This is a genomic window from Burkholderia sp. IO2, assembly GCF_029522185.1.
In the GTDB taxonomy this organism is placed as follows: Bacteria; Pseudomonadota; Gammaproteobacteria; order Burkholderiales; family Burkholderiaceae; genus Burkholderia; species Burkholderia cenocepacia.
Map to the genome: position 1 here is coordinate 17,036 of NZ_JAKWFH010000047.1, position 13,089 is coordinate 30,124.

The window sequence follows — 13,089 nt, forward strand, 5'->3', positions numbered from 1 at the left end:
TTTTTTGGATCGATCATGAAGACGTTTTCCGCAAAAGCCCATGAGGTGACGCGCGAATGGTACGTGATTGACGCGACGGATAAGGTTCTCGGCCGTGTTGCCAGCGAAGTGGCACGCCGTCTGCGCGGCAAGCACAAGCCTGAGTTCACCCCGCACGTCGACACTGGTGATTTCATCATCATCATCAACGCGAGCAAGTTGAAGGTCACGGGCAACAAGACGCTGGACAAGAAGTACTACCGTCACTCGGGCTACCCGGGCGGTATCTATGAAACGACGTTCGGCAAGATGCAGGAACGCTTCCCGGGCCGCGCGCTCGAGAAGGCGGTCAAGGGCATGCTGCCGAAGGGCCCGCTCGGCTACGCGATGATCAAGAAGCTGAAGGTCTACGCAGAAGCGACGCATCCGCACTCGGCTCAACAGCCGAAGGCGCTCGAGATCTAAGGGGAGCCCACATGATCGGTAACTGGAACTACGGCACGGGCCGCCGCAAGAGCGCTGTCGCACGTGTCTTCATCAAGGCTGGCAAGGGCGACATCATCGTCAACGGCAAGCCCATCGCTGACTACTTCTCGCGCGAAACGTCGCTGATGATCGTGCGTCAACCGCTGGAACTCACGAACCACGGCCAGACGTTCGACATCAAGGTGAACGTCAACGGCGGCGGCGAAACGGGTCAGGCAGGCGCAGTGCGCCACGGCATCACCCGTGCACTGATCGACTACGATGCGACGCTCAAGCCGTCGCTGTCGAGCGCAGGCTTCGTCACGCGCGATGCGCGTGAAGTCGAGCGTAAGAAGGTCGGTCTGCGCAAGGCACGCCGCGCAAAGCAGTTCTCGAAGCGTTAATTCCGCTTCATGGCCTCGCCGCTTTCGGGTGGCGTCCGCCGGAAAAACCGCCAGCTTTCACGCTGGCGGTTTTTTTATGCGCGCTGTTTCCCGCGCCCGGGCCGCTGCGGCGGCCGCCCGCGCGGGTACGCTTGATGAAATCGACAAGAACCTATTGATTTCATGGACTTCGGCACGATCTTCTGATCGGCCCTACAATAGCGGCTAAAGCTTTTTGGAGAGTTCGAATGAACGCTGTTACCGAAACCGCAGCAACGACGACCGATATGCCGCTGCCGTTCGTCTTCACCGACGCCGCGGCCGACAAGGTCAAGCAACTGATCGACGAAGAGGGCAATCCCGACCTGAAGCTGCGCGTGTTCGTGCAGGGTGGCGGCTGCTCCGGCTTCCAGTATGGCTTCACGTTCGACGAGGAAGTCAACGAGGACGACACCGTGATGAACAAGAACGGCGTCCAGCTCCTGATCGACTCGATGAGCTACCAGTACCTGGTCGGCGCCGAGATCGACTACAAGGACGACCTCAACGGCGCCCAGTTCGTGATCAAGAACCCGAACGCGACCACCACCTGCGGGTGCGGTTCGTCGTTCTCGGTCTGAGCGCGCGACAGATTCGCGCCGGTTCGCCGAAATGAAAAACGGGGCTTCATGCCCCGTTTTTTTATGCGCGCTCGCGCTGCAGCGCTCGCCGCGCGGCGGATATCGCGTCAGCGCGGATAGAGCGCGCCCAGCACGCGGTTGCCGGCTGCGCCGGTGACCGTCGCGAGATTGCCGGGCTGGCGCGCGGTGAAGCGGTACGCGAGCCACGCGAACGCGAGCGCTTCGACCTGCTGCGGTGGCACGCCGAGCGCGGCCGTCGTATCGACGGTGGCCGGCACGCCGGCTTCACGCAGCGCGTGCCGGAGTGCGTCGAGCAGCACCGGATTGCGTGCGCCGCCGCCGCATACGAACACGGCCTTGCAGCCGGGTGCGTGCTGCGCGACTTCGCGCGCCACCGACACGGCGGTGAGCGCGGTGAGCGTCGCCTGCACGTCCTCCGGTGCGACCTGCGAGAACGCGGCGAGCTTCGCATCGAGCCACGCGGGATTGAACAGGTCGCGTCCGGTGCTTTTCGGCGGCGGCGCGGTGAAATACGGCTCGTCGAGCAGCGCAGCGAGCAGCGCCGCGTGGACGGTGCCGCGGGCGGCGAACTTGCCGCCGTCGTCGTACGGCTTGCCCAGATGGCGGGTCGCCCATGCGTCGATCAGCGCATTGGCGGGGCCGCAGTCGAAGCCGCGCACGTCGCCGCCCGCGCCGGGCAGGATCGTGATGTTGCTGATCCCGCCGAGATTGCAGACGACCCGCGTTTCGCCCGGTGCGCCGAACACCGTCGCATGGAACGCGGGCGCGAGCGGCGCGCCGTGACCGCCGGCGGCCACGTCGCGGCTGCGGAAATCGGCGATCACGTCGACCTGCGTCAGTTCGGCGAGCAGCGCTGGATTGTTGAGCTGGCGCGTATAGCCGCGCTCGGGGCGATGGCGCACGGTCTGGCCGTGCACGCCGATCGCGCGGATCTCGTCGCGCGACAGGCCGGCCGTGCGCTGCAATTCATGACAGCACACCGCATAGCGCGTGACGAGCGCATTCGCCGCGAGCGATTCGCGGTCGATCTCGTTGTCGCCGGGCTGCTGCAGCGCGAACAGCGCGTCGCGCAGCGATTGCGCGAAGCCGACGAACGCTTCCGCGAGCACGACCGGCGCGCGGCCGGCCTCGAAACGCACGGCGACGCCGTCGACGCCGTCCATGCTGGTTCCCGACATCAGCCCGAAGTAGATGCCGTCTGCCGGATGGGCAGGCTGCGGCTGTCGTTGCGGCACGTTGGGTTCTCCTGGATCGTGCGGCGCGGGCCGGTGCCGCGCGCCTTGCGCCCGATTATCCGCGTAACGTGACGCGTCGTTAAGCGATGCGCGCGCAAGTTATGGGAAAATCCCTGTTTTTGCGACATTCTTCCTGGCACCGATGAGCACCGAACCCAGTTCCAAGCCCGTTTTCCCGATCACCGACGAAGTCCGGCATGCGCTCGCCGTCACGAAGCGCGGCGTCGACGAACTGCTGATCGAGGAAGAGTTCGCGCAGAAGCTCGCGCGCAGCGCAGCCACGGGCACGCCGCTGCGCATCAAGCTCGGCCTCGATCCGACCGCACCGGACATCCACATCGGCCATACGGTCGTGCTGAACAAGATGCGCCAGCTGCAGGATCTCGGCCATACGGTGATCTTCCTGATCGGCGATTTCACGTCGCTGATCGGCGATCCGTCGGGTCGCAACGCGACGCGCCCGCCGCTCACGCGCGAGCAGATCGAATCGAACGCGAAGACCTACTTCGAGCAGGCCGCGCTCGTGCTCGATCGCGACAAGACCGAGATCCGCTACAACAGCGAATGGTCGATGCCGCTCGGCGCGGACGGGATGATCAAGCTCGCGTCGCGCTACACGGTCGCGCGGATCCTCGAGCGCGAGGATTTCACGAAGCGCTTCCAGGGCGGCGTGCCGATCTCGATTCACGAATTCCTGTACCCGCTGATGCAGGGCTACGATTCGGTCGCGCTGAACGCGGATCTCGAACTCGGCGGCACCGACCAGAAGTTCAACCTGCTGGTCGGTCGCGAACTGCAGAAGCAGTACGGCCAGGAACAGCAGTGCATCCTGACGATGCCGCTGCTCGAAGGCCTCGACGGCGTCGAGAAGATGTCCAAGTCGAAGGGCAACTACGTCGGCATCAGCGAGAAGCCGACCGACATGTTCGGCAAGCTGATGAGCATCTCGGACACGCTGATGTGGCGTTACTTCGAGCTGCTGTCGTTCCGCAGCCTCGACGAGATCGCCGGCTTCAAGCGCGAGGCCGAAGGCGGTCGCAACCCGCGCGATTTCAAGGTGCTGCTCGCGCAGGAAATCGTCGCGCGGTTCCACTCGCAGCCCGACGCCGAGCGCGCGCTCGAGGACTTCAACCACCGCGCGAAGGGCGGCGTGCCGGACGACATTCCGTCGGTCACGCTGGCCGGTGCGCCGCTGGCGATCGGGCAGTTGCTGAAGCAGGCGGGCCTCGTGCCGTCGACCAGCGAAGCGCTGCGCAACATCGAGCAGGGCGGCGTGAAGATCGACGGCGCGACCGTGTCGGACAAGGGCCTGAAGGTCGAGGCCGGCGAGTTCGTCGTGCAGGTCGGCAAGCGCCGCTTCGCACGCGTCACGCTGACCGCATGATCGCGCTGATCCAGCGTGTGACGCGCGCCGACGTGCGCGTCGGCGGCCGGACGACGGGCGAGATCGGCGCGGGCCTGCTCGCGCTGGTCTGCGCGGAGCGTGGCGATACCGAGGCCGCGGCCGACAAGCTGCTCGCGAAGCTGCTCGGCTACCGCGTGTTCAGCGACGCAGCCGGCAAGATGAACCTCCCGGTATCGAACATCGACGGCGAAGGCCGCGCGGGCGGGCTGCTGCTCGTGTCGCAGTTCACACTGGCAGCCGATACCAACAGCGGACTGCGTCCGAGCTTCACGCCGGCCGCGCCGCCCGACGAAGGCGCGCGGCTGTTCGACTATTTCGTCGCCGCCGCGCGGGCGCGCCATCCGGTCGTCGAGACGGGCGAGTTCGGCGCCGACATGCAGGTGTCGCTCGTCAACGACGGCCCCGTGACGTTCTGGCTGCAAGTGCGGCCCTGATTCTTCCCCGGAGATTCGCCGCGATGGCCACCACGCAGATTCTTTTCATCCGCCATGGCGAGACGGCCTGGAACCGCATCAAGCGTATCCAGGGGCATATCGACATCCCGCTGGCCGACACCGGGCTCGCGCAGGCGCAGCGGCTGGCGGCGCGGCTCGCGAGAGAGGCGCGCGACGGCGCGCGGATCGACGCGGTGTATTCGAGCGACCTGATGCGCGCGCAACAGACCGCGCAACCGTTCGCCGATGCGCTCGGGTTGCCGCTGCTGCTGCGCGAAGGGTTGCGCGAGCGTTCGTACGGCGCATTCCAGGGGCACGACAGCACCGAGATCGAGGCGCTGTTTCCGGACGCGTATGCGGCCTGGCAGACGCGCGACCCGGGCTTCGCGCCGGAGGGCGGCGAGTCGCAGCGTGCGTTCTATCACCGCGTGCTGCATGCGCTCGAACCGATCGTCGCCGCGCATCCGGGCGGCCGCATCGCGTGCGTCGCGCACGGCGGCGTGCTCGATTGCGTGTATCGCTTCGCGAACGGGATCGAGCTGTCGGCGCCGCGTACCTATCAGCTGCTCAACACCAGCATCAACGTCGTCGATTACGTGGATGGTCGTGCGCAGGTCGTGCGGTGGGCCGACGTGTCGCATCTCGAAGCCGCGAGCGACGACGACGGGTACCGCAAGGTGCTTTGAGCGCGCCACCCCCGTCCGACATGGCCGGCCCGGGGTGCCCTTTCTTCCTTTCGGTGTGATGCTTACTGCGGCAGCCCGTGACGCGTCTTGTAGTCGAGCGCGTACGCGATCTTGCCGGGCTTGTCGGCCGTGATCGGCTGGCGCAGCTTGTCGAATTCCCCCTTGCTGTATTTCTTCCCGCCGTTGATCGCATCGGCGCGCCCGAGGTCGGCGCCCGTCTTGCCGTCGATCACGGGGTCGGTGGCCGCGACCATCCGCGTCGATGCGTTCCAGACCGCATTCAGGTAGCCGGTGTCGGCCTTCGCCGGGTCGGGATCGGTCGTGCCGCCGCGCGTGAGGTCGTAGCTCGCCAGCGCGAACGTGCCGGGCTGCGCGCGCAGCCAGTCGGCCCAGTAGAACTCGAGGTAGTCGGTCGCTTGTGCGGGCTTGCTGTAGCCGATGTCGCGCGTGAAATAGACGAGCGAGCGGTAGCGGTCGTTCGTCATCCCGAGTGTCAGGCCGAGGCCGGTCGGCAGTTGCGCGGTCGTGATCGGCTTGCCTTCGCCGTTCTTCAGGCGCAGGTAGCCGCGGCTTTGCATCTGCTGCCAGAACGCGTCGCCCGAGTAGTCGCTGAGGTTGTCCTTGACGACGACGTGCACGTGCAGCGCCGGGCCGCCGTCGGGCGTTTCGTAATAGGTCGACAGGCCGTGGTGGCCGTCGGTCAGGTACAGCGCGTCGCCGTTCGGGCCGATCACGACGGGGTTCAGCACCGAGCGGTCGCGGGCGTTCGCGTCGGTCGTTGCGCACGTGTAGCTGGCCGGCTCGCGCAGCGACGATCGGGCCGTGTAGCCGCTTGATGCGACGCCGCCGAGGCCTTCATCCGCGCAGAAGTCGTCGAACTTCTTGTCGGGCTGCAGTTCGTAGCGGCCGAGCTTGTAATAGATCTGGTCGTAGCCGATCGCACCCTGCGTCGGATGGAGATCGCCGAGCGTGACGTCGATCAGGTCGCCGGCGCGGGCCGCCTTCCACTTGCCCGGTGGCGGGGTGGTCGTGGCGGGCGGCGTGGGAGCCGGCGTCGTCGTGCCGCCGGATGGCGGTTGTGCGTCCGTGCGTGCGACGGCGACGACGTCGTCGCCGCCGCACGCGGCGAGGGCGAAGAGGGTGGACAGGCTGGCGGCAAGGGCGAAACGGATCGGCAGGCGTGGCATCGCGGGCATCGGGTGTCGGTAGCGGGTGGCGGGACACCGCGCGGGCCACGGGCGTGCGTGACAGGCAGGACGTGCGACCGTGCGCGGGTGCAAGCCCGTCAGCTTGTCACAGGTATTTGACGGTAAATTGAAATGATCCGAACAAGCGGATCGTCAGGCTGGCGGAGTGTCGTCGGACGGGGTGGCCGTCGCGCGGCGGCGCGCACGCTTTGACGCGCCGTTGACGAGCGCCCAGCGCAGCACGGGGGCGACCGCGCGAATGCCGGGCCGGACCACCGCGCGCCGCAACGGCGCGAACGTCGACACGCCGAGCATGCGCTGCGCCCACGGCGGCAGCAGGTCGATCCCGGCATGCATCACAAGCGACGCGGCAGGCCGCAGCGCGGGCCTCGCGACCGGCACGTTCAGCAGGATCGACATCACGTCGAAGGTACGCGGCCCGGCTTCGAGTTCGGGCAGCATGCGCGCGAGATAGGCCGCCACCTCGGCGCGTGAACGAGGGACCTCATCGGCGCCGAGCAGCTCGGCGATCAGTGCCGTCTCCGCGTAGTAGCGGTCCTGCAGTTCGCCCGGCAGCGCCGGATTCACGTAACGCAGATGCGCGGCGAGGAAGCTCGACACTTCCGCGACGTGCACCCAGGTCAGCAACGCGGGATCGTCGGCGCGGTACGGCCGGCCATCCGGCGCGCTGCCCGTGACGCGCGCATGGATCGCTTTCACGCGCTCGATCAGCGCGAGCGCGTCCGCGCGGCTGCCGAACGTCGTCCCCGTGATGAACGTGGCGGTGCGCCGCAAGCGGCCGAAGATGTCGGTGCGGAACGACGAATGATCCCAGACGCCCGCGAGCGCGAGCGGGTGGAGCGCCTGCAGCAGCAACGCGGCGATGCCGCCCGTCATCATCGACGTGAAATCGGCATGCACGCGCCAGCAGACGGCGTCGGGGCCGAACAGCCCCGGGTCTCCGGGCGGAGAGGAGAGATCGATCGACGGGCCACCGCCGCCGGCCGTCAGGTGCGTGATGCCGGCCACGAGCCGCTTGCGGATCGGCTCGGCCCAGCGCGGGCCCGGCGCGGGCGCGGTGGGGTGGCGGCTGGGCGGCGTCGTCATGGCGGTGCGGCTCGGGCGACGGATTACTTCCCGTCGGGGGTATCCCACTCGTCGCGTTCGGGGCGGCGCGCGTCGGGTACCGACAGCCCGAAGTGGCGATACGTGAGCAGCGTCGCGACGCGCCCGCGCGGCGTGCGCTGCAGGAAGCCCTGCTGGATCAGGTACGGTTCGAGCACGTCCTCGATCGTGTCGCGCTCCTCGCCGATCGCCGCCGCGAGGTTGTCGATGCCGACCGGGCCGCCATCGAACTTGTACAGGATCGCTTCCAGCAGCTTGCGGTCCATCAGGTCGAAGCCGACCGGATCGACGTCGAGCATCGCGAGCGCGGCGTCGGCAACCGCCGCGGTGATCTGGCCGTCGGCCTTCACTTCCGCGAAGTCGCGCACGCGACGCAGCAGCCGGTTCGCGATCCGCGGCGTGCCGCGCGAGCGTTTCGCGATTTCCAGCGCGCCGTTCGGATCGATCTGCGCATTCAGCAGCGACGCCGAGCGCCGTACGATGCGCGACAGTTGATCGGCGTCGTAGAACTCGAGGCGCGCGACGATCCCGAAACGATCGCGCAGCGGGTTGGTGAGCATCCCCGCGCGGGTGGTCGCGCCGACCAGCGTGAACGGCTGCAGGTCGAGCTTCACGCTGCGCGCGGCCGGGCCTTCGCCGATCATGATGTCGATCTGGTAATCCTCGAGCGCCGGATACAGGATTTCCTCGACGACCGGCGACAACCGGTGGATTTCGTCGATGAACAGCACGTCGTTCGCTTCGAGGTTCGTCAGCAGCGCGGCGAGATCGCCCGCGCGCTCGAGCACGGGGCCCGACGTCTGGCGCAGGTTCACGCCCATCTCGCGCGCGATGATGTGTGCGAGCGTCGTCTTGCCGAGACCCGGCGGCCCGAACAGCAGCACGTGGTCGAGCGGCTCGGAGCGGCGCTTCGCGGCTTCGATGAAAATCTCGAGCTGGCCGCGCACCTTTTCCTGGCCGACGTAGTCGTCGAGCTGGCGCGGTCGCAACGCACGTTCGAACACCTCCTCGTGCGACGAGGCAGGTGTGGCGGCGATGATCCGCTGCTCGGTGGCGAGTTTGTCGGTTTCAATCATGCGGCCATTGTACCGCGCGACGCAGCCCGGGCCACCTGGCCGAACGGCCGACTGGCGAGCGCCGCGCGGCGGCGCGACACTGGCTTCGACGGCCGGATCGAACGCGCGTTACGCCTTCGACAATGCCTTCAGCGCGAGCTTGATGCCTTCGGACACGCCGGTGCCGGCCGGTACGTTCTTGATCGCGGCAAGGCCTTCCTTCTCGGAGTAGCCGAGCGCCAGCAGTGCGTTGAGGATGTCGGTCGCGTGGTCGGACGGCGACGCGGCGCCGGCGAGCGCGCCGAGGTCGGCGCCGAGCTTGCCCTTCAGTTCGAGCAGCAGGCGCTCGGCGGTCTTCTTGCCGATGCCGGGTAGGCGCGTGAGGCGGGCGGCGTCCTGCATCGTCACGGCCTGCGCGAGTTCCTGCACGCTCATGCCGGACAGCACGGCGAGCGCCATGCGCGCGCCGATGCCGGTGATCTTCAGCAGTTCGCGGAAGGTCGTGCGCTCCTGCTGCGTCAGGAAGCCGTACAGCAGGTGCGCGTCCTCGCGGACGATCTGCTGCGTGAGCAGCACGACGCGTTCGCCCGTTTGCGGCAGGTTGTAGAAGGTGCTCATCGGCACGTCGATTTCGTAGCCGACGCCGTTGCAGTCGACGAGCAGATGAGGCGGGTTCTTTTCGAGCAGGATGCCGGCGATGCGACCGATCATGGAGGACGGGATGCGAGGAAGAAAGCGCGAGTGTAGCGCACGCGCGGCGCAATGCCGATGGGCGCGGCCGTCAGGCCGAAGCGGCGCGGGTCGCGCGCATGGCGGGCGCGGGCAAACCGGGCAAGGCGGCCAATGCAGTCGAGCCGACGTGCCGGGCCGCGGTGTGCGGCGTCAGCCGACCAGTCTGCCGCGCCGCACCCGCAGCCCTTTCTGCGCGAGCGCCGGCGCGAGGCCGCCCAGCGTGCTGAGCGTGTTGCCGCCGTGCGCATGGCAGATCGCCATGCCGAGCGCGTCGGCCGCATCGGAGCCGGGCTGGCCGGACAGGTTGAGCAGCCGTGTGACCATTTCCTGCATCTGCGTCTTGGTCGCGCGGCCATAGCCGACCACGGCCTGCTTGAGCTGCAGCGCCGTGTATTCGGCGACCGGCAGGCCACCCGCGACGAGGCCGCAGATCGCGGCGCCGCGCGCCTGGCCGAGCAGCAGCGTCGACTGCGGGTTCACGTTGACGAACACCTTTTCGATCGCGGCCTGGTCGGGCGCGTGTTCGCGCACGATCGTCGACACGCCCTGGAAGATCGTGCCGAGCCGGGTGGCCAGGTCGGCCGTCGGCGTGCGGATCACACCGCTCGTGACATAGGCGAGCCGGTGGCCGCTGACGTCGATGACGCCGAAGCCGGTGACGCGCAGGCCGGGGTCGATGCCGAGAATTCGCATGAGTGAGGAGAGTGGCGTGATGCAGCGATACTACAACGAATGGTGCGGCACACCGGTTGCCCGGCCGTGCGCGAAGGCGTCGCGCAATAAAAAACCCGGCGGGGATGATGCCGCCGGGTTCCGGTGCAGCGGCCGCGCGGGCCGCGTGCGGCGATCAGTGACGGAAGTGGCGCACGCCCGTCAGGATCATCGCGATGTTGTGCTCGTCGGCTGCCGCGATCACTTCGTCGTCGCGCATCGAGCCGCCCGGCTGGATCACGCAGGTCGCGCCGGCCGCCACGACGACGTCGAGGCCGTCGCGGAACGGGAAGAACGCATCCGACGCGACGGCCGAGCCGGTCAGCGTCAGGCCGGCGTTCTGCGCCTTGATGCTCGCGATGCGGGCGGAATCGACGCGGCTCATCTGGCCGGCGCCGACGCCGAGCGTCATGCCATTGCCGCAGAACACGATCGCGTTCGACTTCACGTACTTCGCGACGCGCCATGCGAACAGCAGGTCGTCCATTTCCTTCGGCGTCGGGTGCCGCTTCGTGACGACGCGCAGCTCGTGCGGCTGCACGTTCTTCGAATCGAGCGACTGCACGAGCAGGCCGCCGCCGACGCGCTTCAGGTCGAATGCGTTATGGCCGTCGCCCAGCGCGATTTCGAGCAGGCGCACGTTCTGCTTCGCGGCGAACACCTGCTTCGCGGCGTCGGAGAACGACGGGGCGATCAGCACTTCGACGAACTGCTTCGCAACGGCTTGCGCGGCCGCTTCGTCGACTTCGCGGTTGAACGCGATGATGCCGCCGAATGCCGAGGTCGGGTCGGTCTGGAAGGCCTTCGCGTACGCGTCGGCCGAGTCGTTGCCGACCGCGACGCCGCACGGGTTCGCATGCTTGATGATCACGCAGGCCGGCGCGTCGAACGTCTTCACGCATTCCCACGCCGCGTCCGAATCCGCGATGTTGTTGTACGACAGTTCCTTGCCCTGCAACTGGCGGTAGTTCGCCAGCGCGCCGGCCGGCGCCGCGAGGTCGCGGTAGAACGCCGCGCTCTGGTGCGGGTTCTCGCCGTAGCGCAGGTCCTGAACCTTGTCGAACGCCAGGTTCAGCGTGGCCGGGTACGCGCTGCGCGATGCGTGCTTCAGCTCGTCGGTCAGGCTCGTCAGGTAGTTCGTGATCGCGCCGTCGTATTGCGCGGTGTGCGCGAACACCTTCGTCGCGAGGCGGAAGTTGGTCGGGTAGCCGACCGTATTGCCGTTCGCCTTCATTTCATCGAGCACGACCGCGTAGTCGGCCGGATCGACGACGACCGTCACGTCGCGGTGGTTCTTCGCGGCCGAGCGCAGCATCGTCGGGCCGCCGATGTCGATGTTCTCGATCGCGTCGGCGAGCGTGCAGTCGTCCTTCGCGATCGTCGCGACGAACGGATACAGGTTCACGACGAGCAGGTCGATCGTCGGGATGCCGTGCTGTTCGAGCGCCTGCATGTGCTCGGGCAGGTCGCGGCGGGCGAGGATGCCGCCGTGCACCTTCGGGTGGAGCGTCTTCACGCGCCCATCGAGCATTTCCGGGAAGCCCGTGTAATCGGCCACTTCGGTCACGGGCAGGCCCGCGTCGGCGAGGAGTTTCGCGGTGCCGCCCGTCGACAGCAGCTTGACGCCGAGGTCGGACAGCGACTTCGCGAAGTCGACGATGCCGGTCTTGTCGGAAACGGAAATGAGCGCTTGCTTGATCATGATGGAACCACCAATAGCCAGGGAAACGGGGACGGGACGGCCGCCTACAGCAGGCCGTGCTGCTGCAGCTTCTTGCGCAGCGTATTGCGATTGATGCCGAGGTACTCCGCGGCAAGCGACTGGTTGCCGCCGGCCTGTACGAGCACGACCTCGAGCATCGGCTTTTCGACGCAGGACATCACCATTTCATAGACGTCGTGCGGATTGGAGCCGTCTAGATCCCGGAAATACACGTCCAGGCTCTCGCGGACACATTGTTCGATGTTGTGCTTGCTCATGCTGCTAACTGGTTATGGTCGTCCGACTCGCCCTGGCCGTTTTCCTCTTCGTCGTCGACGTAGACGAGGTGGTCCGACAGCGCCTTTTGCGCCTCGAAGAATGCATTGACGGCGGCGAGTTGCTCGCGGGTGGAATCGAGCGTGTTCATTCGGTGCCGGAACCCGTTGGCACCGGAAAGGCCGCGAGTGTACCAGCCGATGTGCTTGCGCGCAGTACGGACGCCGGTGAATTCGCCATAGAAAGCGTAGTGGTCTTCCAGGTGTTCGTTCATCACGTGCTGGATCTCGTCGATCCGCGGCGGGGGCAGCAGCTCGCCGGTTTGCAGGAAATGATCGATTTCGCGGAACAGCCACGGCCGGCCTTGCGCGGCGCGACCGATCATCAGCGCGTCGGCGCCGGTTGCATCGAGCACGGCCTTCGCCTTGGCGGGCGATGTGATGTCGCCGTTCGCGACGACCGGAATCCGCACGGCCGCCTTCACGGCCGCGATCGTGTCGTACTCGGCGTCGCCCCGGTACAGGTCGGCGCGCGTGCGGCCGTGCACGGTCAGCATCGAGATGCCGGCTGCCTCGGCCAGGCGCGCGACCGTGATCGCGTTCTTGTGCTCGCGGTCCCAGCCGGTGCGGATCTTCAACGTGACGGGCACCGCATCGGGCCCGGTACCGACCGCCGCGACGACCGCCTCGACGATCCGCTGCACGAGCGGCTCGTTCTGCAGCAGCGCGGAGCCGGCCGCGACGTTGCAGACCTTCTTCGCCGGGCAGCCCATGTTGATGTCGATGATCTGCGCGCCGTTGTCGACGTTGTAGCGGGCCGCTTCGGCCATCATCGCCGGATCGGCGCCGGCGATCTGCACCGCGATCGGCTCGACTTCGCCTTCGTGGTTCGCGCGCCGCATCGTCTTCGCGCTTTTCCACAGCTGCGCGTTCGACGCGACCATCTCGGACACGGCGTAACCGGCCCCCAGCCGTTTGCACAGCTGGCGGAACGGACGATCCGTCACCCCGGCCATCGGGGCGACGAACAGGTTGTTACGCAATACGTGAGGGCCGATAACGGGCATCGTAATG

Annotated in this window: 15 protein-coding genes; 6 read left to right on the plus strand and 9 right to left on the minus strand. The window is 67.3% G+C overall.

The features are described 5' to 3' along the window. Positions 1-15 precede the first annotated feature (15 nt). From rplM to erpA, 3 genes are all read left to right on the plus strand, one after another. The gene (rplM, locus tag MMB92_RS26040; RefSeq protein ID WP_009687896.1) at positions 16-444 is read left to right on the plus strand and encodes a 50S ribosomal protein L13; all 429 of its coding nucleotides are present in this window, start codon (positions 16-18) and stop codon (positions 442-444) included. An 11-nt stretch (positions 445-455) separates the two neighbouring features. Further along, positions 456-848: a 30S ribosomal protein S9 gene (gene rpsI, locus MMB92_RS26045; protein ID WP_006476904.1), complete on the plus strand. Its 393-nt coding sequence runs from the start codon at positions 456-458 to the stop codon at positions 846-848. Between the two features lie 227 nt (positions 849-1,075). Beyond that, positions 1,076-1,447: an iron-sulfur cluster insertion protein ErpA gene (erpA, locus tag MMB92_RS26050; protein WP_006476903.1), complete on the plus strand. Its 372-nt coding sequence runs from the start codon at positions 1,076-1,078 to the stop codon at positions 1,445-1,447. Positions 1,448-1,554: 107 nt separating this feature from the next. On the opposite strand, the gene MMB92_RS26055 is transcribed toward erpA, so the two are convergent. Continuing rightward, positions 1,555-2,703 carry an anhydro-N-acetylmuramic acid kinase gene (locus MMB92_RS26055; RefSeq protein WP_006483425.1) on the minus strand — a complete coding sequence of 383 codons (1,149 nt, stop codon included), beginning with the start codon at positions 2,701-2,703 and terminating at the stop codon, positions 1,555-1,557. A 142-nt stretch (positions 2,704-2,845) separates the two neighbouring features. Between MMB92_RS26055 and tyrS the strand changes: the two genes are divergently transcribed. Genes tyrS through MMB92_RS26070 form a run of 3 tightly spaced genes read left to right on the plus strand, consistent with a single transcriptional unit; the run spans position 2,846 to position 5,228 of the window. Next, entirely contained in the window at positions 2,846-4,087 is a 1,242-nt protein-coding gene (tyrS, locus tag MMB92_RS26060; protein ID WP_006483424.1) for a tyrosine--tRNA ligase, read from the plus strand. Next, positions 4,084-4,542, plus strand: a complete 459-nt coding sequence (dtd, locus tag MMB92_RS26065; RefSeq protein ID WP_006483442.1) for a D-aminoacyl-tRNA deacylase — start codon at positions 4,084-4,086, stop codon at positions 4,540-4,542. The genes tyrS and dtd overlap by 4 nt, the downstream gene beginning before the upstream one ends. A 23-nt stretch (positions 4,543-4,565) precedes the next feature. Further along, positions 4,566-5,228: a histidine phosphatase family protein gene (locus MMB92_RS26070; protein WP_212093140.1), complete on the plus strand. Its 663-nt coding sequence runs from the start codon at positions 4,566-4,568 to the stop codon at positions 5,226-5,228. 62 nt (positions 5,229-5,290) lie between these two features. Here the strand turns inward: MMB92_RS26070 and MMB92_RS26075 are convergent, their stop codons facing one another. From MMB92_RS26075 to dusB, 8 genes are all read right to left on the minus strand, one after another. Next, positions 5,291-6,415 carry a ParB/Srx family N-terminal domain-containing protein gene (locus MMB92_RS26075; protein WP_034178361.1) on the minus strand — a complete coding sequence of 375 codons (1,125 nt, stop codon included), beginning with the start codon at positions 6,413-6,415 and terminating at the stop codon, positions 5,291-5,293. Between the two features lie 153 nt (positions 6,416-6,568). Further along, positions 6,569-7,522: an oxygenase MpaB family protein gene (locus MMB92_RS26080; protein WP_006497524.1), complete on the minus strand. Its 954-nt coding sequence runs from the start codon at positions 7,520-7,522 to the stop codon at positions 6,569-6,571. Positions 7,523-7,545: 23 nt separating this feature from the next. Next, positions 7,546-8,616 carry a Holliday junction branch migration DNA helicase RuvB gene (gene ruvB, locus MMB92_RS26085; RefSeq protein WP_006483430.1) on the minus strand — a complete coding sequence of 357 codons (1,071 nt, stop codon included), beginning with the start codon at positions 8,614-8,616 and terminating at the stop codon, positions 7,546-7,548. 108 nt (positions 8,617-8,724) lie between these two features. Continuing rightward, complete coding sequence (ruvA, locus tag MMB92_RS26090) at positions 8,725-9,306, minus strand: Holliday junction branch migration protein RuvA (protein ID WP_006483429.1); 582 nt, start codon at positions 9,304-9,306, stop codon at positions 8,725-8,727. Positions 9,307-9,477: 171 nt separating this feature from the next. After that, positions 9,478-10,020: a crossover junction endodeoxyribonuclease RuvC gene (gene ruvC / locus MMB92_RS26095; RefSeq protein ID WP_006476894.1), complete on the minus strand. Its 543-nt coding sequence runs from the start codon at positions 10,018-10,020 to the stop codon at positions 9,478-9,480. 154 nt (positions 10,021-10,174) lie between these two features. Next, positions 10,175-11,740 (minus strand): bifunctional phosphoribosylaminoimidazolecarboxamide formyltransferase/IMP cyclohydrolase, encoded by a 1,566-nt coding sequence (gene purH, locus MMB92_RS26100; RefSeq protein ID WP_006483450.1) that lies wholly within the window; start codon positions 11,738-11,740, stop codon positions 10,175-10,177. A 44-nt stretch (positions 11,741-11,784) separates the two neighbouring features. Next, positions 11,785-12,018 (minus strand): Fis family transcriptional regulator, encoded by a 234-nt coding sequence (locus MMB92_RS26105; protein ID WP_006476892.1) that lies wholly within the window; start codon positions 12,016-12,018, stop codon positions 11,785-11,787. Further along, the gene (gene dusB / locus MMB92_RS26110; protein ID WP_006497523.1) at positions 12,015-13,082 is read right to left on the minus strand and encodes a tRNA dihydrouridine synthase DusB; all 1,068 of its coding nucleotides are present in this window, start codon (positions 13,080-13,082) and stop codon (positions 12,015-12,017) included. The genes MMB92_RS26105 and dusB overlap by 4 nt, the downstream gene beginning before the upstream one ends. Between the last annotated feature and the right edge of the window lie 7 nt (positions 13,083-13,089).